The sequence below is a fragment of the Nitrosomonas sp. ANs5 genome, assembly GCF_050584665.1.
Lineage (GTDB): Bacteria > Pseudomonadota > Gammaproteobacteria > Burkholderiales > Nitrosomonadaceae > Nitrosomonas.
Genome location: NZ_JBEUDO010000056.1, coordinates 1 through 18,568 on the forward strand (window position 1 = coordinate 1; position 18,568 = coordinate 18,568).

Here is an 18,568-nt window from a genome sequence, read left to right on the forward strand (position 1 = left end):
TTGTTGGAGTCACGAAGTCAGGCTAACGTTTTGCGAGCTGCGAAAGTAGCGCGGCAATCCAGCCCAGCGCCAACCTGGCCTTGATGCTGCATGATGACGCACTGCGAGCGTTTGCAAATAGTTTCTCAGCCCGTTCTTTTCCGCGAGTTTATAACCCTGCCTGGCTAAGAAGCGCGCTTAACTCTCCCACTTCAACGATGCCAGCCCCAAATGTACCGCCGGTTGCAAAAATATGGTCATCCTTGACGCCCACGCATACACCGTTTTGGTAACAGCGGGCATAATAGCCGAGCGCAATGAAAGAGTTGGCTGGGTGGGGAAAGAGATCGGGGAAATTGACTTCCGCCCAGTCAAATAACTTGTCGGTCCGGACGGGGTCGATGCTTGGTTGCAGTACTCGGGCCGTGACGGCCTGCTGGAATTCACTTTCAGACAACGCATGGTTGAACAGGATGTATAACAGTTCGGATGGCACCGGATGCTGTTCGGAAAACAAGCGCATCTCGACCATGTAGGCGCCGGCCGGCCCACCCGGGATACCCTGATCCGATTCGAGAAACCAGTCCAGATGCGAATGCAGCGAGCCATCGGGTTGTGTTTCTCCCACGATCAACGATGGTGCGCCACCGATGCCTTTGCGGTGGTAGGAGGTGAAACCCTCGATTACTTCGGGGAAACAGAGAATATCACCGCAGCTTTGGTCGGGTTGCAGGTCCAACCCGCCGGCCAGACGGATCTGCGTGCCTGGCGGGGCGAGTGTCCAGCGCTGCAGCTCGGGACGCCAATAGGCGAGATGGCCTGATGCCTGATAACGGACAACCTCCCCGGCTCCCAGATCGCCACTGGACGCAAAAAATCCCGGGCTGTCGATGGCAATGACGCCAGGGAAATTGACTAATTGGGTTACATAGATAGGCTGGCCGGTCAAGTGGTCGTGGGGCAGCTGCCCCTCCGGCAGCCCCAGAAATTCGATGCCGAAAATACTGCACATGTCTGACCGTTGGCAAAAATCGGTGACCAGTCGTTGATCGGCGATTCTGACTTCGATGTCCTGGTGAAAAGACTGTGCCTGCGACACAATCGGAATAAGCCACAGCCAAAAAATTAACCAGCGGTAAGGACGGGTCGTTTTGTTCAACATGATTCGCTCTCTCATAAAATCATTTTTTAATTAAAAAGTGGCCCGGAATCCCGCCTCGAGACTGAAACCGGGCTCCGGAGCGAAATTGCGCAGGAAAGAGGTGGAATGGCGAATCACGGACTGGGTCATGTTGGAAACCTTGCTAAACAACAATAATTTTATCCGGCTTGTCGCTTTCCAGTCGTAACTCATATCCAGATCGAGCCGGTCATAGCCGTCGGTGGACGTTTCTTTCAATCCGGGGCGGTTTTGTGCCAGTGCGCGGGTATAGCGCAGTCCCGCCTGCCAGGGTCCATGGCTGGCAGTGAGCTCGAATCCCGCGCGCAACGGGGGCAATCGTGGCACATCACCGAGCGCGCTGTCACGGAACCAGCCCCGCACATAATCGGAAAACAGTTTGAGGCGTGGGGAATAAACGCTGAAAGGGAGGGGAATATGCAATTCGGTCTCATAACCCCAGAAATCGGCATCATCGCCCTGATAGCCGAACACCGGCAAACAGTTCTGCAGGTTGGCGCAGGCCAGCTGGAAGCGGGGCGGTTCGGGTGAGAAATTGAAAAACAAGCCCTGGTTCTGCAGATAAATGAAGTTATCGATCCGTTTGTAATAGCCATTCGCCAGCAGGGAAAAGCCGTTGTGGGCCAGGTTAAGGCCGAGTTCAAAGTGATCGGCCTGTTCGCGTTTGAGATCGATGCGGCCCAGCTCAAAACTGCGGGTGGCGAAGTGTGGCCCGGAAGTGAGAAGTTCCTGAACGTCCGGTGCGCGCTGCGCGCGTTGCCAGTTGAGATGGAGGGTGCCACCGGCAAATGCCTCGTAGTTCAGGCTGGCGGCGAGAGAATAAGTGTTGAACCGAAGCTGTCCGGGCAAAGGCAGTGGCGCCACCACACCCGGAATGCGCACCGCATCGTCTTTGGGCGTGGTGGTCTGATGGTCGTAGCGTGCGCCGAATTCCAGGCTGACGCGATCAGCCAGCATCAGGGTTTCCGTGAGAAACAAGCCAAGCGTGCTGATGCCGGAAGCCGGTGTAAATGTCTGAAAACCATTCTGGGAAAACTGACGATCCTGCCATTGGAAACCGGCAATGCCGTCAAGCCAGCCATTATGCTGATGGTTGAATTCCAGCCGAGACTCCCAAACCTTGTTTTGTAATCGCATGAGTGGAGAGCCTCGATCTTTTTCGTCATGCGCATAATCGATATAACCCAGCTTGGCTTCGATACTTGGTAAAAATTCCCAGGGTGTGGCCCATAATCCTTCCAGATCGAAGCGGCGCTGCCTCATATCGATACGCACGGCTTCCGGCCCGGATAGATCTTCATCCCCTCTTCCGGGGATTGCGGGCGGTACGCCATAGTTTTTTGTCAACTCATGGTAACTTCCCCCAACATAGCCTGCATCGCCAATCACTGAAATGCCCGCTGACCCGCCCTGACTCTGAGTGCGGCTGTTTTGGATGACGCCCTTGCTGTTCCCGGTTGGCTGTACCTGAAACTGTTCTACAATTGCCTTTTCATCCAGTGCGTATCCAGGAATATGGGTGTTCCCGCCTGCACGGTGGAAATAATCGAGGTGAAGCGCAACCCTATTTTTACCCATATCAAGCCCGATCATGCCTGCTTTTTCGCCCGGATTGTGGTCAAACCGGAATTCCGTTCGCCCGGCAAACCCGTTCTTCGGAATTTTGTCAGGAATGCGTTGATGCTTGATATCCACCATGCCACCTACGGCATTGCCGCCAAAGCGCAAGGCGGCTGGGCCGCGATAGACAGTGATACGGTCAGCCAGCATGGTCTCGGCTGCGATGGCATAATCCTGGCTCATTGCCGAGGCATCATGCGTGCCAATGCCGTTTTGCATGACGCGCACACGCGGTCCGCCCATGCCCCGAATCACAACCTGGCCGACCCCGGGTCCATAGGAAAGATTGTGTACGCCTGGTTCACGCTCCAATGTTTTGCCAAGCGTATCCGCCGCACGTAATCTCAGTTCACGCTCGTGCATCTTGCTGACGGCTTCTGCAGACTGCGCGGTCGTTTTGATAACCATCGTATCCAGTAGCTGAATATTTTCTTTTTGGACGGTTTGGGCACGCGTCTCCCCAGGCTCTTCGGCAACCGTTTGCAAATCCGATTCAGCTTGTACCACCGGGATTGCCAGAAACGTCAGGAGCATCCCTGCTGGCAGTGGCGCCAAATGGGCTCGTATCCTGGGCATTAGTTAGCAACCCCAGCTTGATCAAAAAAAGATTCGAGTGATCCGTGATCAGTCAAGCCACCAAGCGGCCCGCCGGTGGTAAAGACGCGCCCGCGCCTGCTGCCCAGACAGATCGTATTGTCATAGCAGCGCGCATAGAAGCCGAAAAGGAAACGGCTCTGGGCAGGATGTGGAAAGATCTCGCTGAAATTGGCTTCCGCCCAGTCAAACAGTGGATCGATACGGCTATAGTCACTCAACGGAATGCCCGAAAATTGAGCGAGTGACTGGCTGAATGCATTTGGGTTGAATCCGCCTCCCGTATTCATATGGAATGCCAGAAAGAATGGTTTGGAAGGTGGATAAAGAATTTGATCGCCCGCTGCACTCGTTCCAAATAGAGTCAGTGCGACCAGGTAAGCGCCATCATCAGGGGCGGAACCATCTGTTTTTTGCAGCTCAAAAGTTGGATGAATGTCATCAGTCGAGCCACTGGCGCTTAAAAAGCCGACCAATCCCTGGCTGTCTTCCCCTTCCCAGGCCGAAATTTTGCGTGTGACGAAAGCCATCCGGATAGACAGTTGTTCATCGAATCCATCACGCATCCAGCGGTTCTGATCCGGAGACCATTTCATCAGTGTGCTGACGAACTGGTAATGGAGAGTGCCACCCTGATCAAAACCAATGCCGCGGAAACTTGCATCGGACATCCGGTAAGGCGTCAGCGAGCCCGCAAATGGAATGGTGAAAACAATATGATCCCCTAATTGTCTACCTTGCCGCTGTGTATCAATTAGGATTTTGCCCTGACGCCAAGCAAAAGCCATATTGGGTGTGCCCTCGTGCGCCATAACGGGTTGAGAAACCGTGACCGATGCCAGTAGCAGAATTACAAGAAATTTCTTGATCATCGTATTTCCGAAAAAGATAGTAAAGTAACCAAGTTAATTTCCAATAGCAATGCGACAAATTGTCGCAGCCAGAACGATGTTGTGATGACGCGCGACCCAATCACTCAATTGCGCCGGATCAAAGCGGAATTAAAAAGTGGCCCGCAACCCTGCCTCGAAACTGAAACCCGGTTCCGGGGCAAAATTGCGCAGGAAGGAAGTGGAATGGCGGATGACGGACTGAGTCATGTTGGAAGCCTTGCCAAACAGCAATAGTTTGATCCGGCCAGTTGTTTTCCAGTCATAACTCATGTCCAGATCGAGCCGGTCATAGCCGTCGGTGGGTGTTTCCCGCAGTCCGGGGTGGTTTTGTGCCAGTGCGCGGGTGTAACGCAACCCTGCCTGCCAGGGTCCATGGCTGGCAGTGAGCTCGAAGCCCGCGCGCAAGGGCGGCAAGCGCGGCACATCGCCGAGCGCGCCATCCCGGAACCTGCCCCGCACATAATCGGAAAACAGTTTGAGGCGTGGGGAATAAACGCTGGAAGGGAGGGGAATATGCAATTCGGTCTCATAACCCCAGAAATCGGCATCATCGCCCTGATAGCCGAACACCGGCAAACAGTTCTGCAGATTGGCGCAAGCCAGCTGGAAACGGGGCGGTTGGGGTGCGAAATTAAAAAACAATCCCAGATTTTGCAGGTAAATGAAATTGTCGATCCGTTTGTAATAGCCGTTCGCCAGCAGGGAAAAACCGTTGTGCGTCAGATTTAGGCCGAGCTCAAAGTGATCGACCTGTTCGCGCTTGAGATCGATGCGGCCCAGCTCAAAACTGCGGGTGGCAAAGTGCGGGCCGGAAGACAAAAGCTCCTGAACGTCCGGTGCGCGCTGCGCGCGTTGCCAGTTGAGATGGATTGTGCCGCCGGCAAATGCTTCGTAGTTCAGGCTGGCGGCGAGAGAATAAGTGTTGAATCGAAGCTGGCCGGGCAAAGGCAGCTGCGCCATCACACCCGGTATGTATACCGTGTCATTTTGGGGTGTGGTGCTCTGGTGGTCGTAGCGTGCGCCGAATTCCAGGCCGACATGATCAGCCAGCATCAGGGTTTCAGTGAGAAAAAAACCAAGTGAGCCAATATGTGAGGCTGGTGTGAATGTTTCCAGCCCTGTCGCGGAAAAATTCCGGTCCTGCCATTGCAGGCCCATGATCCCGTCCAGCCAGTCAGCATGCTGATGGCTGATTTCCAGCCGTGACTCCCAAACCTGGTTCCGGAAATGCGTCAAAGCCGGGCCACGATCGCTTTCATCATGCGCATAGTCGATATAACTCAGCTTGGCTTCTATTGCCGGTAAGTGTTCCCAGGGTGTCATCCAGAGTCCCGCCAAATCATAACGGCGCTGCTGCATGGCGATACGGACTGCTTCTTGTCCGGACGGGCTGCCAGCGCTGTGGCCTGGCACACCGGGCGGGACGCCGTAGTGTTTGACCAGTTCATGGTAGCTGCCACCGATATAACCGGCATCTCCGACCAGCGAAATACCAGCCGATCCGCCTTGGCTTTGGCTACTGCTGTTTTGAATAACCCCCTTGCTGTTTTCGGTTGGCTGTACCTGAAACTGCTCGAGGATGGCTTGCTCATCCAGTGCCCGTCCCGGGATATGGGTATTGCCGCTTGCACGGTGAAAATAATCGAGATGGATCGCAAATAGGTTTTTGCCCATGTCGAGCGCGATCATGCCCGCTTTCTCACCCGGATTGTGGTCAAACCGGAATTCCGTTCGTCCGGCAAATCCGTTCTGCGGAATTTTATCCGGAATGCGCTGATGTTTGATGCCCACCATGCCACCCACGGCATTGCTGCCAAAGCGCAGTGTGGCTGGACCGCGATAGACGGTGATGCGGTTGGCCAGCATGGTCTCGGCCACGATGGGATGATCGGGACTCATGCCCGATGCGTCGTGGGTCCCAATCCCGTTCTGCATCACCCGCACCCGCGGTCCGCTCATGCCCCGGATCACCACTTGGCCAACGGCTGGCCCATAGGAAAGATTGTGTACGCCCAACTCGCGCTCCAGCGTGCGGCCGAGTGTGCCGGCTGCACGCAGGCGCAACGCGCGCGCGCTCAACTTGCTGGTAGCCTGCGCGGACTGAGCTGTGGTTTTGATGATCATCGTCTCCCGTTGCGGCATGCTTTCCTTTCGGGTGGCTACGGCGTTAGCCCGCGGATGAATTTGCGGAGCAATTTTCGAGTCCACCTCAGTCTGGCTGCTGTTCAACTGCAAGAGAGATTCCGCCTGCGCGGTCAGAATCACCGGGAAAGCCAGCAAAAAAGCTGTCAGCCCTGATACCAGAATCGTTCGTATCCCCGGCATTATCCTGAATTCAGTTGACCGCCAGGATTGATGTCGGCAATAGAATTGCAGGAATGTTTTTGATCATCGCGTTTTCCGAAAAGATGGAACTCCAAAACCGCAGGTGGATGAGGTTTTGTTTGGTTCAAGATAATTTATTCGGCGCTTCTTATCAATGATCGATGCGGCAAAATGCCGCAGCCGGAATATTGGCAGGCGTGGTGAGACTGCTTTGGGGAAATCCGGTTGACATGTTCCAGCGGCTCGCTACGCAGTGCATAGGGCGCGCAAGAGCCCCTTGCGATGCTTGTGCATAAGCAATAACTATTTGTTCCTATTCAGGATCTGTCTGGCATGCAGCGCAGTTTATGGCATGACGAGCGGCGCTCAGGGTAAGCCCAATCAGCGAACGAAGTGATCGATGCCAACGGCGTCAATGATCAGCCGCCGGTAAAACTCGGCTTTGCGGGTTTGCAGTTGCTCCAATGGGTTGAAATTGTCGGTCAGAATGATGCCCCGATCAAGGTCGATCTCAAGTGATCTTGCTTCAAGCCAGGCCTGCTGGGATCTGGAAAGTGCGTCGCCATAGAGGCTCAGGCCATGATTGGAGGCAATAAAGATGAAATCATTGAAATCGTCGCCTGGTTCGGAGATGAAGGTGAGCTGATGGGGAAAGACCTGTTGCAGTGTTTTGCCAACCGAAGCCAGCGCGACATTGCTGCCTTCTTCCAGAAAGGATACAAAATTGAGTGCCAGCACACCCTGATCGGTCAGCAGCTCTCGCAATTGTTGCAACGTTTCCTGGGTAAGCAAGTGCACCGGTTCCGAGCCACCGGTGAAGACATCGATAATGATCAGGCCATACTTGTCCTGTAATTGCCGGATTTCGTAGCGCGCATCGCCGATAATCGTTTTTCCGGTGGGAATGAAATCAAAATACTCGCGTGCTGCCTGGGCAATGGCGGGATCGATCTCGATGGTATCCGTTTCAATTCCAAAATGTTTGAGACTGGCCACCATGTGGCCCGCGCCCTGTCCGATCAGCAGTGCGCGCGTCATGCCGGGTGCCAGCTGTGGGATCAATTCGACAATTTTCTGATAGGTCAGCAGGTTCTGGCCGTGACTGAGAGTGGCCGCGCCAATGGTGGAGGCATCTGCGGTCAGCAGCCGCATGTTGGCTGCCGGGTTGTCAACCACGCGCACCCAGCCATACAGGCTTTCATGCGCGAAGCGGGTCTCAAGCGAATCTTGCCGGTTTTGTGCAATGCTGGCATCGGATACTTTGGGTAACACCCCCATGCCGATGAGTGACAGCAATACAACCGGTGCCAGTGTTGTCGCCGCGGATTGCAGGCGTTTGCGCTCAATGAGCCCGACCAACAAGGCGAGCAGAAATAGAATCAAGCCAAGACCGATAAAAATTTCACGTGAGCCGACCAGGGGGAATAAATAGAACCCAAGAAACAGGGTGCCGATAACGCTGCCCAGTGTGCTGACGGCATAAATCGAGCCCGTGCTTGCCCCCACGCCTGCCAGGCTGGAAGTGGCGAGCTTGACAGCAAATGGGCTGACCATGCCCAGCATGATCAGGCTGGGGGTAAACAGAATCAGGGTGCTGATGAATGTGCCCAGCCGCAGTCCCAGCGAATCGGTTGCCAGCAGAACCGGGCCGACCATTGCGGGGATGAGGAGGGTAAGCAAGCCAGCCAGCGCGATGATCAGGGATAAACCTGTGCGTTTCGCACGATCCGCCCAACGTCCGCCGGCGAAATAACCGATCGCCAAAGCAATCATGGTCACCGAAATGAGGGATGCCCACACATACAGGCTCGCCCCATAGAAGGGCGCGATCAGGCGTGTGCCCAGCAATTCTATGACCATAACGGCAGCACCGGTCAGAAACACGGTGCAATACAACCAAAGAAAGGTATGGCGGCTTGATGGGGGATGATTCATGAATTTCCTTGTGAAAAAGATTGCCTCCTAGACCCGGAGCATTGTATAAGCCGGAAATGGCTTTGCAAATGCGACAAATTGTCGCACCTGGTCATTGTCCGGTGATGGAGCTGATTGGTGTGATATTGAAGGAAATTGTTATTAATCAGTTGCTTGTGTGCAAATATTGAGTCGGAGAGAGTTCGTGCTTTGGTGGGGTGCGACAATTTGTCGCATTGAAAACGAAGATTGTTCACCTGATAATCGGCCAGTCGGTTTTATTTCAACGCAATAAGGCGAACCGGAACGAGCTGTCTATTTGGGCATCAGTTGAATTTTAAAAAGGGACTCTAATAATGACCAAGAATCAAAATAAAATATTTGTTCTGTCGCTGGCTGCGGCGCTGGTGGCCGTTGCATGGGGGAATGCCCAGGCGCATACGCGATTCGACATCAATACCACCAGGGAAGGAACCAGGGTTGATAATCATGTCGTTATTCCACATGGCTGTACCGATCAACCGGTGATCGGCAATGTGACAGTTTTTCCTGATGTCTCGACGGCGCTCGTGGATACCGCGCCGCTTCCCAATGCCGCGATCGGCAGTGATGCTTTCACTCGTTCGGATCAGCCTGCTTCGGCTTTCGTATCGGGTGTGATTACTTTCCGTCCTATTCTGAGCAAGCATGTATTCACGATGCACGAAATTGTTAATGATCCGAATGGCAATCCAATCGCCGAATGGCAGGCAGGTGGTTCATCAATTCCTGCAAGCAACTGGGTGGCCAAATTGCCTGTTCGGGTCAATCCCATTAATATCGAACCAACTTCCTGCGTGAACAGATTGATCGTGGCGCCCGCTATTGCCAACATTTGTCAGCTGACCAGCATCCATGAAATTAATGGCAAGGATTCAGATCGACTGGATGTCGATTTCTGGACTGCGCCCGAAGCAGGGCATCCGCAGTTCGATGGGCCGGCCTGGAATTTTCCCGCGCCTTACATCGTGACCCGGAATCTTGAAACCAATCCACTGCCTGAGAACTGTGGTGAAGGGATTACCGCGCGGATTTATCCTTCGGCACAACAGCTGGACAGAGATATGCCCGTACGGATTAACGGTACGCAAGTCTGGCCGCTTCCATAAAGGCTGAATGTGTGGCTCGGTGCCATCACTTTGTGGGTGATGGCACGTTACTTTTTTTAAACGAGCATGCCGATGGGGAATCTGGGATAATTTAAAGCAGGTTCTGCCATGGTTGGATTAAAAGATAGCAAAAATCAAGCTGCACTTCCCTGATGGGAGAGACGGAAATGAACTCAAGGAGATGGTGCGATGAATAAGGTAACTATAAAGAAATTATTGGGCGTTTCAGCTTTTCTGTCAGGTGTCGGATTGGCCGGGGCAGGTTTTGCGCATGACATTGCCGGACCGATCGATCCGGCTGGCAACGTGCCAAGCTTTACGGTCGTAGCGATGGTGACATGCTTCGATGATAACGGACAGACTGATAAATTAGTGGCAAATATAAGAGACATGAGCCCTGCTGTGGAAGGCATGTTCGTTAACCTGGCCCTTTTCAAAGGAAGTAAGGCGATTAGTACCACCGATTCCATACCGGGTGATAATAGTCCTAGCCCAACTATTGCCCTAAGAGGGGGCAGTGGTTCTTATTTCATGATCATCAACAAAACTAAGGCAGGCACAAGAAATGTTGCGGTCGAGTATCATTGTATGACTGCGGATAATGTTCACACCGGTACTGACATTCAATTAACTACTTATGAGTGAATAGAATCCGGAGTCAGCTAAGAAGATATTTGAATGATGACATACTGGATTTTCCTATATTCAGGCTAAGATTATCTAGGTGTAGTAATTACTGGGAAAACAGGAGAATGCATGGAGTTTTCTATTGTTTACTCTGGTTTCAAGGAAATTCGATCCGTACTACAAACAAGGCGTAGCCAATTGATCCGTTGTTTATTGTTGATAGTCTTTCTCCTGCCGGCCATGCCGGCTGTCGCGCATTTTGAAGGCGATACGCCGCCACCGCTTTGTGCGCTGACTGACCAGGACGGCATGCCCGCCGAAGACTGGCAAAGCATGAAAGGGCAGGTGATCTACATCGATTTCTGGGCGTCCTGGTGCCCCCCCTGCATCAAATCGTTTCCCTTCATGAATGAGCTGACCGAAGATTTCCAGGCACGCGGCCTGCAAGTGGTCGGTGTCAATCTGGATGAGGAAAAGTCCGAGGCCGATGCATTTCTCGAACAATTTCCGACCCAATTCACGATCATGTTCGATCCGGATAAAAGCTGTGCCGAGGATTTCAACGTGATCGCCATGCCATCGACCTATATCATCGACAAGCGGGGCTTTGTCCGCCACATCCACCGCGGGTTCCGCCCTGGCGAAACCGAGGCGATGCGGGAGCTGATCGAAGCGTTACTGGAAGAGACAATCTGATTTAAAATATTCTCTATACCTCCATGCGATTTCCAACAGAACACATGATGGCCCGGAATAATCCATTGACAGTTTCATGGTGCGCAAGCGCACCTACTACGTGGTTTCATGGACATCAAAAATTGTTTTGCTCCAGGTGGTTCTGGAATCTCGACCATGCGTAAATACCGATTACTGATGCTGATACTTTTGTGCTGCGCCGGTGTGATGGTGTCCGGCTGCGCCGGTGTCGCACCCTGGGAGCGCGGCGTGCTGGCCAAGCCGCAGATGGCGTTGGACCCCAATCCGCTGCAGACCGGGACACGCATGCACAATTATGGCAGCCGTGAGGCGGGTGCTGGCACCAATGCCGGCGGTGGCGGCGGCGGGTGCGGTTGTTATTGATAGGCGTCATGACAACATGCTGAAGTAGTGTGAGCAAGTCTTCTGCCCCCCAATCGCACCCCCGCGAGGGTGGTTGTGCGTCCTCATCCAGCCCACCATCCTGTCATGTCCCAAACCAGGTAGCGGGCAGTCAGTCGGTCTTGCAGGCGCTGACCGCTGCGGCGCTGGTACTGCCAGGCTTGCTGGTTACGCCGGCGGAAGCCGCTGACGCCAGCAGCGGCAGTGTCAATTTTCAGTACAGCCGTTACCAGGAAGGCAAGCGTAACCTGTATTCGGTCCGGAGTGATCTCGATCCGATCATGGTCGATACCTTGCATGGCAACGGCACCTTGTTTGTCACCGATCGCCTAAAGTTAACCTTTGGCTATACGCAGGATACCTGGTCGGGTGCAACCCCGGTCAGCTCCGTTCCGCTGGCGTCCACTGCCGGCAATATCCCGTTTACCCGCACACTCCCTACCGGGGAAGTCGTATCCGGCGCCTCGCCGCATGTCACCGGCGCGGTCACCCTTGACCGGAATCTGAATCCCATTCGATTTGATGCCGAAGGCAACCAGCTGATCGATCCGCGCACTGTGCTGGTGCTTTCGACCGCTTCCCCCGAGACGCGCAATCAGGGGGATTTCGGGCTCGAATACGAGTGGGATGAAGCAACCCTGAGACTGAGCGGCGGCTTTTCGGAGGAGCGTGACTTCAAATCGGCTTATGGCCACGCCAGTGGCCGTTTTGATTTCAATCAGAAACTGACCAGCCTGAAATGGGGGGCGGGGTATGCCAGCAGCCGGCAGTCAGCCATTCTCGATCATGATACGTTGGGTTATATTACCAATCTCGCCTACGCGGACCGGATCAAGTCCCGGGACAATTTGCGGATTCTGGCGGGTGACCGGCATGACTGGACTTCCAATCTGGGCCTGACGCAAATACTCGGTAAAAACACGCTGGTTGATTTCAATTTCGGCTATACCCGCAGTGGTGGATTCATGGAGAATCCGTACAAGGGCGTGACGGTGATTTTTGTCGATCCCGAGCGGATCAGCCCCGATCCCAATGCCCTGATCCAGGGCAATCTGCGTACCGTGCTCGAGCAGCGGCCGGGTTTACGTAACCAGTTCGCCTTCAGTAGCAAGTTGGTGCAATATATCAGTCCGCTTGATGCTGCGGTGCATCTCAATTACAAATTCTCGTTCGACGACTGGGGCATTTACAGCAATACCTTTGAAGGCGATTGGGTGCAGCCGCTTGGCAGCGATTGGACCATTACCCCGCGAATCCGCTATTACTCACAGAGTTCGGCAAATTTTTTTGAACCTTATTTGGTGTCGAATCAGGCCTTTACCCGACTGGTATTCGATGATAACGGCGAACCCCAAGTCATTACCTATGACCCCAAGAAACTGCCCAAGCATTTTTCCAGTGATCACCGCTTATCCAGTTTCGGTGCCCTCAGTGGAGGGGTAACCCTCAACAAGAAGTTTGCGCGCGGTATCGAATTGGAAGCCGGCTTCGAATACTATACCCGTTCCAGCGCGCTGAAGCTGGGCGGTGGCGGGAACAGCAGCTTCGCTGATTTTGATTATTACGTGGCCAATGCAGCGCTCAAGATTGACATGGATGCAATCAATTTGAGACGGAGCCAGCACGCGGACCCGCATGCTCACCATGACCACCATGACGGCGGGCATGATCACCGCATGCATCATGGTCGCCATGGACCGGCTGGCGTCATGTATGGGCATATGCTGGACAAGGCTGGGGAACTTCACTTTGGTTATCGCTTCATGTATTCCTGGCAGGCGGGAAACATGCTGCGTGGTTCCAGCAAGGTGGGCGATGCCGATATTGTCAATCTGGCTTGCAGTCCCAGTAAACTGTGCACCCACGCGCCGGATAGCATGAATATGCGGATGCACATGCTCGATATCATGTATGCGCCGACCGACTGGCTCAATGTGATGTTGATGCCGCAGTTCATGGATATGGACATGGAACTGCGCGAGCTGGAAGGACGCCCTCCGCCCGCACCGGGCGATCATCAGCATCCGGGTACGCCGCATACCACTGGTGGCGTCAGCGATACCATTCTGATGTCACTGGTCAGGCTACTGGATTTGCCCGGCCATCACGTGCATATGGGGCTCGGTGTGAGTGCGCCCACCGGAGATGTCAAACTCAAGCTCAGGCGTATGGCCCGGCAGGATGGCGGCTTGATTCACTTCGACATGCAGCTGGGGAGCGGGACTTGGGATTTTCTTCCTAATCTGACCTATGAGGGGGATGCCGGTCCCTGGTATTGGGGCAGCCAGCTGATCGGCACCAAGCGCATGGAAAAGCGGAACAACTCGGGTTATCGCCTGGGCGATATCTTTCAGGCATCTGCCTGGGGAGGGTTTCACTTGCTTGATTGGCTCTCCGCTTCCGTGCGGGGTATTTATACCAGCCAAGGTAAAATCCAGGGCGACTTCAATACCTTCAATAGCCGGATAGGGCCGATGGATTATCCTAGCAACCAGGGAGGACGGTTTTGGGATATTGGTTTGGGTGTCACTGCATCGGTACCGAGCGGCAGGTTTGCCGGGAATATTCTTGCCGTGGAATGGCTGCAACCGCTGAGCGATGATTTCAATGGTTTCCAGCTTGAGCGCAAGGGAACCTTGAACGCCAGCTGGAGCTATCATTTCTGAGCCGATGCGCATCAGACTGTTTCCTTGAATATGGCTGACAGCGTGCGTAGGGTACGCTTGCGCACCACCCAGCCGACGAAGAACTGATCCGTACTTCTACCCTACTGGAAATTGTATCGAAGCATATTCTATAAAGCCTGACCGAATGAAGTTCTTTCAGCATGCCTTCAAGGCGATGGGCACACCTTGCTCGATTCAGCTCTATGCACCCAGCCAGGCCAAAGCGGGGCGGGCGATTCAGGCGATTGTCAAGGATATCCAGCGGCTGGAACTGAAATACTCACGTTATCGTGAGGACAGTTTTCTGTCCGAAATCAATCGCTGTGCGGCACAAGGTGGGCAAATCAAGGTGGATCCGGAGACGGCCGGTTTGCTGGATTATGCGGCGACCTGTTATCGGGAAAGTGATGGACTGTTCGACATCACTTCCGGCATTTTGCGCCATGTGTGGGATTTCAAGTCGGGCCGGTTGCCGGCAGAGGGGCTGATCGAGGCCACGCTGGCGAGAGTTGGCTGGTCAAGGCTGAATTGGAATGCGCCTTTGCTCGAATTTCCGGTTGCTGGCATGGAGCTTGATTTCGGTGGGGTGGTGAAAGAGTATGCCGTCGACCGGTCAGTCAGCTTGTGCTGGGATGCCGGTATCCGGCATGGCATGATTAATCTCGGGGGGGATATCCGGATAGTGGGTCCGCATGCGGATGGCAGCCCCTGGCGGGTTGGGATACAGCACCCCCGCCAACCGGGCAGCCTGTTGCGAACGATACAGTTATCCAGTGGTGGTCTGGCCAGCAGTGGTGATTATGAGCGTTGTATTACACTCAATGGCATTCGCTATGGACATGTGCTGAATCCCAAGACCGGCTGGCCGGTCAGGCGGATTGCTACAGTGAGCGTGATTGGTGAGCTGTGTGTCATCGCCGGCAGCGCATCCACGATTGGCATGCTTAAAGAAGAACATGCCAGCGAGTGGTTGCAAAATCTGGGGTTGCCCCATCTTTGGGTGGATGTGGAGGGCGGTGTCGGTGGCTCGCTGGCGAATGTGACTGGGTAGCGCAATGGCTATCTTTTGGGTGAGCACAGTTTGTTGACTAAAGTAAGCGCCGGAACATTCGGCTCTTCCCTTCCTTTCCTTGCCTGGTCATACACATTCTCCAGCGTGAGATGTTGCCCTTCTCTGTTTGCCCGGACCGTGTACACATCATAACTGAACGTGGCGGCAAAATTGATCCAGCTGAGCGGAATATAAACCTCGAATCCGTTGTCGATATACGCCATTCTGAATGGATGGTTCGTGTCGGCTTCGATGAACCGTTTCGGGAGCCGATATGGCGCCAGGTCGTCAGACTGCTCCAGACCTGCATACAGCTGAATGCCTGATGCCTCTGTCCGGCTCACAGGTATGACGAAAGCATGGGTGCTGGTTTGATGAATTTTGACGAGATAATAGTCACCGATCTCACCTGTTGCGCGTTCACCGCGGGTTTTTACCTGTAAGACCAACTCGTCATCCGGGCTGATTTGGGTTGAGACTTGCAGGATGTCGATTTCTGGTGCAAGCGCTTTATCCTTGTAGCTGTAGATCATCCGTGGATCGTCATAAAGGCTCATTGCACTGCTCTGTGGCGCGGCTGAGAGCATGCCCAGCATGACAAACAGGAAGTTGATGTATTTCATAGTTTGAACAAGTCCTCGTCTTCGCTGAACATTTTGGCCAGCGTTGTGGCGTCATCCAGTGCATCGAACAGGACTCGGATATTGCCATGGGGATCGATCAAGAATGCCGTTGTGCTGTGATCAACCTGGTAATGCTGCGTATTGCCAGCATTTTTGGTATAGAAAAGAGCTTCCACGCCAAACGATGTCTTGAATCGTTCCAGTCGCTCGCCTTCCAGCCGTAAATGGGAAAGATTATCCCCGAAGCTTTTTGTATAGCCGGATAATACGGTATCGGTATCTCTATCCGGATCCACGGTCACAAAAATCCCGTTTACCTTGACCTGCGCTTTGGCGGCCGCTTTGATTAGCATGGAGAGCTTGGCCATCGAAACCGGGCAGATTTCCTTGCAGTGCGCAAAGCCGAAGAAAACCAGTTTCCAGTGATCTTGATCCTGTGGCTGTAAGCTATGCTGCAGAGCATCGATCGATTCCTGTTGGAGCGGAACCGGCTGATTCAAAACGATGGCAGCTGCATGGGTCGTGATCGGTGTCAGGGTGGTGAGTGCGACTATCAGACTCAACGAAGTAAAAATGGACGATATTCTGAAGTGCATGGTCGATTCTCTTGGATTTCGGTAGCAGTTTTGTTCATTCAAAAAACTGGCCCACTGTATGCCGCTAGTACTCCGTTCCGTAAATTAGCTTACAAATGAAATCGATGGATTCGCTTGCCAGGCTAGGCGCAAACCGCAGTCATAGCCGTAGCTATGGCGAGGATTTGCAACAACGCATGACAGGTGAAGGCGCGATTTCATGTAGGCGTTTTGGCGGAACGGAGTACTAGAGCCGGCGAAGAAAGGAGAGAGACGACAGTGAGCCAGGGTATTAACTTGCTTGCAGATTAGCGATTGCCACCGGCAGCGTAGATGCCGTGCGGCATCACCAGACCATCGCTGGGGCCGAATACCTTGGCAACTGTATCGGTCAGCGTGTCGATCTTGATCACATAACCGGATACCCAGCTGGCCAGCAGCAGATAACGGTTGTCCGGTGTCGGGCTAAGCGTGTGGGCGACTGCAAATCCTTCCGGCAGCTCATGTCCGGGCCGGAGGCGCTTGATGAATTTGGGTTTGGTGCGATCGCTCAAATCAAAAATAGAAATATAGCCATCCCTGGCGAAAGTGTTGTCGAGACTGTCCTCCTCGGCGATGTAGAGCTTTCCGCCCACCACGGCCAGATCAGAAGCCGAGCGGAAAACACCCGGCCCATTGACTGTATTGGTACGGTTCAGGATCTGGGTGGCTGTGCCATCCACTGCATCGATCAGCCAGACACTGGGCGGAATGATGTTGTTGGTGGAAGGGGGGGTCAGCGAGGTTTTGTCGAGTTGCATCGATGCAGTCAGCGCATACCGTTCATCCAGCCAATAGACAAAATGGGTAAAGGCAGCATACCGCTTTTCATCGCCCAGCATAACTTGCTTGACTGGATTGAGCGCGCCAGTCTGGCGGTTGACGGTGTAAACATCGATGACATTGTTATCAAAGAAATAACCGGTGCCCAGACCGATGGTGCCTGATTTGTTGAAATTGATGCCATGCGTTTGCTCGGTATAACCGGGGATGATGATCGGATCGACATTCGCAAAATCGCTGGTTTTCAGGTCGATGACACGTACTTCATCCGAGGTCCATTTGGTGAAATAAGCGTAATCTGTAAAGGGCAGCAGGGTCGGGCCATGGATTTGGGTGGCTCTGGCAGTGACCCAAGTTGGGATAGGTTGCTTGGGGTTGGTCTGCTCAACATATGGCAATTCTGCTGGAGTGCCGGGCGCCTCTGTCTGGAGGACCGATTCGACGGAAAGACTAACCGTGTTATTGTCCCAATCGATGCCATAGACATTCAGCGCGATGATATAAGCCGGATGATCATCGGTATTGTCGCTGGTGATGTAGAGTTTATCTGCACCGGGCAGTATCAGCGTATGCTGCAGTGGAATATCACCGGGCCAGCCCTGCAAATTACGAGGATCCAGTGTGATGACCTTGTCCTCCTCGTAGTTGAACAGATATACCATGCGGGTATGATAATCGATTGCAGTTACAACCGGCTGCAGGTATTGATTGTAGACGTTCTGATTGTTGAGCATGGCCGGTGAGCCCTGCCCGAAGTTCTGCGCCTGAAGAGAAACTGCCTGCACTGAAACCAGGCATAAACTTGCCAACATGGAAGTTTTGAGAAACTTGGCCTTGAAATCCATTAAAACCCTCCTGATTGTTTTGAATTCTTAAAAAATAGGCTGCTAATTGCTCATTAACCGGCAATAATCCAAATTCTTCCGAAGCAAAATGACTTCAAAGTTTTGCTTACTTCTGGAGTGATTAAGATAATCGGCTTATATTGCAAGTTAATTAAACTTATTTTATGGACTCTTGCTGTATTGCTTCTGTGACAAATCACACAGCGGCTAGATGTTTCCAGTAGGGTTCAGGTGTACATTAATTGCATTTGTCATGAGAAGTATGGGCGTGAAAGGCGCCGGGCGGGTCATATGGCTACCTTGCCGGGATAACCACGAATGCGTGATGCCAGTCTGGTTTCGGGTGAAAATCAGATGGAGTGATTTTTTAGTATTCGTGTGTATTCGTGTTTATTAGTAGTTGATGTGGGAACCACGAATACACACGAATGATTTGGTGGTGGCGCTCACTTGGTTGAATTTTGTCGTGCGGCAGGATGAATACATGATGGCTGGTCTGATTACGGGTTAAAGCCAGATGAAGCGATCTTCAATATTCGTGTCCATTTACAGTGAACCGCGCAGTGAAACAGGTGGAAAAGGGAAGAGTAAACGTCAAATGTAAGGCC

Annotated in this window: 14 protein-coding genes; 6 read left to right on the plus strand and 8 right to left on the minus strand. The window is 53.2% G+C overall.

Features of this window, described 5'->3' with window-relative positions; all coding sequences use genetic code 11:
* Positions 1-148 precede the first annotated feature (148 nt).
* From ABTW62_RS11560 to ABTW62_RS11580, 5 genes are all read right to left on the minus strand, one after another.
* Positions 149-1,141, minus strand: a complete 993-nt coding sequence (locus tag ABTW62_RS11560; protein ID WP_430904735.1) for a hypothetical protein — start codon at positions 1,139-1,141, stop codon at positions 149-151.
* A gap of 30 nt (positions 1,142-1,171) precedes the next feature.
* Positions 1,172-3,334, minus strand: a complete 2,163-nt coding sequence (locus ABTW62_RS11565) for a TonB-dependent receptor (protein ID WP_430904736.1) — start codon at positions 3,332-3,334, stop codon at positions 1,172-1,174.
* Positions 3,335-3,354: 20 nt separating this feature from the next.
* Positions 3,355-4,245 carry a hypothetical protein gene (locus ABTW62_RS11570; protein WP_430904737.1) on the minus strand — a complete coding sequence of 297 codons (891 nt, stop codon included), beginning with the start codon at positions 4,243-4,245 and terminating at the stop codon, positions 3,355-3,357.
* A 129-nt stretch (positions 4,246-4,374) separates the two neighbouring features.
* Positions 4,375-6,591, minus strand: a complete 2,217-nt coding sequence (locus tag ABTW62_RS11575; protein WP_430904738.1) for a TonB-dependent receptor — start codon at positions 6,589-6,591, stop codon at positions 4,375-4,377.
* Between the two features lie 381 nt (positions 6,592-6,972).
* The gene (locus tag ABTW62_RS11580) at positions 6,973-8,526 is read right to left on the minus strand and encodes a fused MFS/spermidine synthase (protein WP_430904739.1); all 1,554 of its coding nucleotides are present in this window, start codon (positions 8,524-8,526) and stop codon (positions 6,973-6,975) included.
* A gap of 335 nt (positions 8,527-8,861) precedes the next feature.
* On the opposite strand from ABTW62_RS11580, the gene ABTW62_RS11585 reads away from it, so the two are divergent.
* From ABTW62_RS11585 to ABTW62_RS11610, 6 genes are all read left to right on the plus strand, one after another.
* The gene (locus tag ABTW62_RS11585) at positions 8,862-9,653 is read left to right on the plus strand and encodes a hypothetical protein (RefSeq protein WP_430904740.1); all 792 of its coding nucleotides are present in this window, start codon (positions 8,862-8,864) and stop codon (positions 9,651-9,653) included.
* Between the two features lie 189 nt (positions 9,654-9,842).
* The gene (locus tag ABTW62_RS11590; RefSeq protein ID WP_430904741.1) at positions 9,843-10,298 is read left to right on the plus strand and encodes a hypothetical protein; all 456 of its coding nucleotides are present in this window, start codon (positions 9,843-9,845) and stop codon (positions 10,296-10,298) included.
* 111 nt (positions 10,299-10,409) lie between these two features.
* Positions 10,410-10,976 (plus strand): TlpA family protein disulfide reductase, encoded by a 567-nt coding sequence (locus ABTW62_RS11595; protein WP_430904742.1) that lies wholly within the window; start codon positions 10,410-10,412, stop codon positions 10,974-10,976.
* A 156-nt stretch (positions 10,977-11,132) separates the two neighbouring features.
* A complete protein-coding gene (locus ABTW62_RS11600; RefSeq protein WP_430904743.1) occupies positions 11,133-11,360 on the plus strand; it encodes a DUF4266 domain-containing protein in 228 nt (75 codons plus the stop codon).
* A 29-nt stretch (positions 11,361-11,389) separates the two neighbouring features.
* Complete coding sequence (locus tag ABTW62_RS11605; RefSeq protein WP_430904744.1) at positions 11,390-14,044, plus strand: DUF3570 domain-containing protein; 2,655 nt, start codon at positions 11,390-11,392, stop codon at positions 14,042-14,044.
* Between the two features lie 145 nt (positions 14,045-14,189).
* Positions 14,190-15,095 (plus strand): FAD:protein FMN transferase, encoded by a 906-nt coding sequence (locus ABTW62_RS11610; RefSeq protein ID WP_430904745.1) that lies wholly within the window; start codon positions 14,190-14,192, stop codon positions 15,093-15,095.
* 8 nt (positions 15,096-15,103) lie between these two features.
* Here ABTW62_RS11610 and ABTW62_RS11615 read toward each other — a convergent pair whose 3' ends face one another.
* The 3 genes from ABTW62_RS11615 to ABTW62_RS11625 form a co-directional block, all read right to left on the minus strand.
* Positions 15,104-15,718, minus strand: a complete 615-nt coding sequence (locus ABTW62_RS11615) for a DUF1292 domain-containing protein (protein ID WP_430904746.1) — start codon at positions 15,716-15,718, stop codon at positions 15,104-15,106.
* Positions 15,715-16,314 (minus strand): SCO family protein, encoded by a 600-nt coding sequence (locus tag ABTW62_RS11620; RefSeq protein ID WP_430904747.1) that lies wholly within the window; start codon positions 16,312-16,314, stop codon positions 15,715-15,717. The genes ABTW62_RS11615 and ABTW62_RS11620 overlap by 4 nt, the downstream gene beginning before the upstream one ends.
* A 287-nt stretch (positions 16,315-16,601) precedes the next feature.
* Positions 16,602-17,960, minus strand: coding sequence for a YncE family protein (locus ABTW62_RS11625; RefSeq protein WP_430904748.1), 1,359 nt, complete (start codon positions 17,958-17,960; stop codon positions 16,602-16,604).
* Positions 17,961-18,568 lie beyond the last annotated feature (608 nt).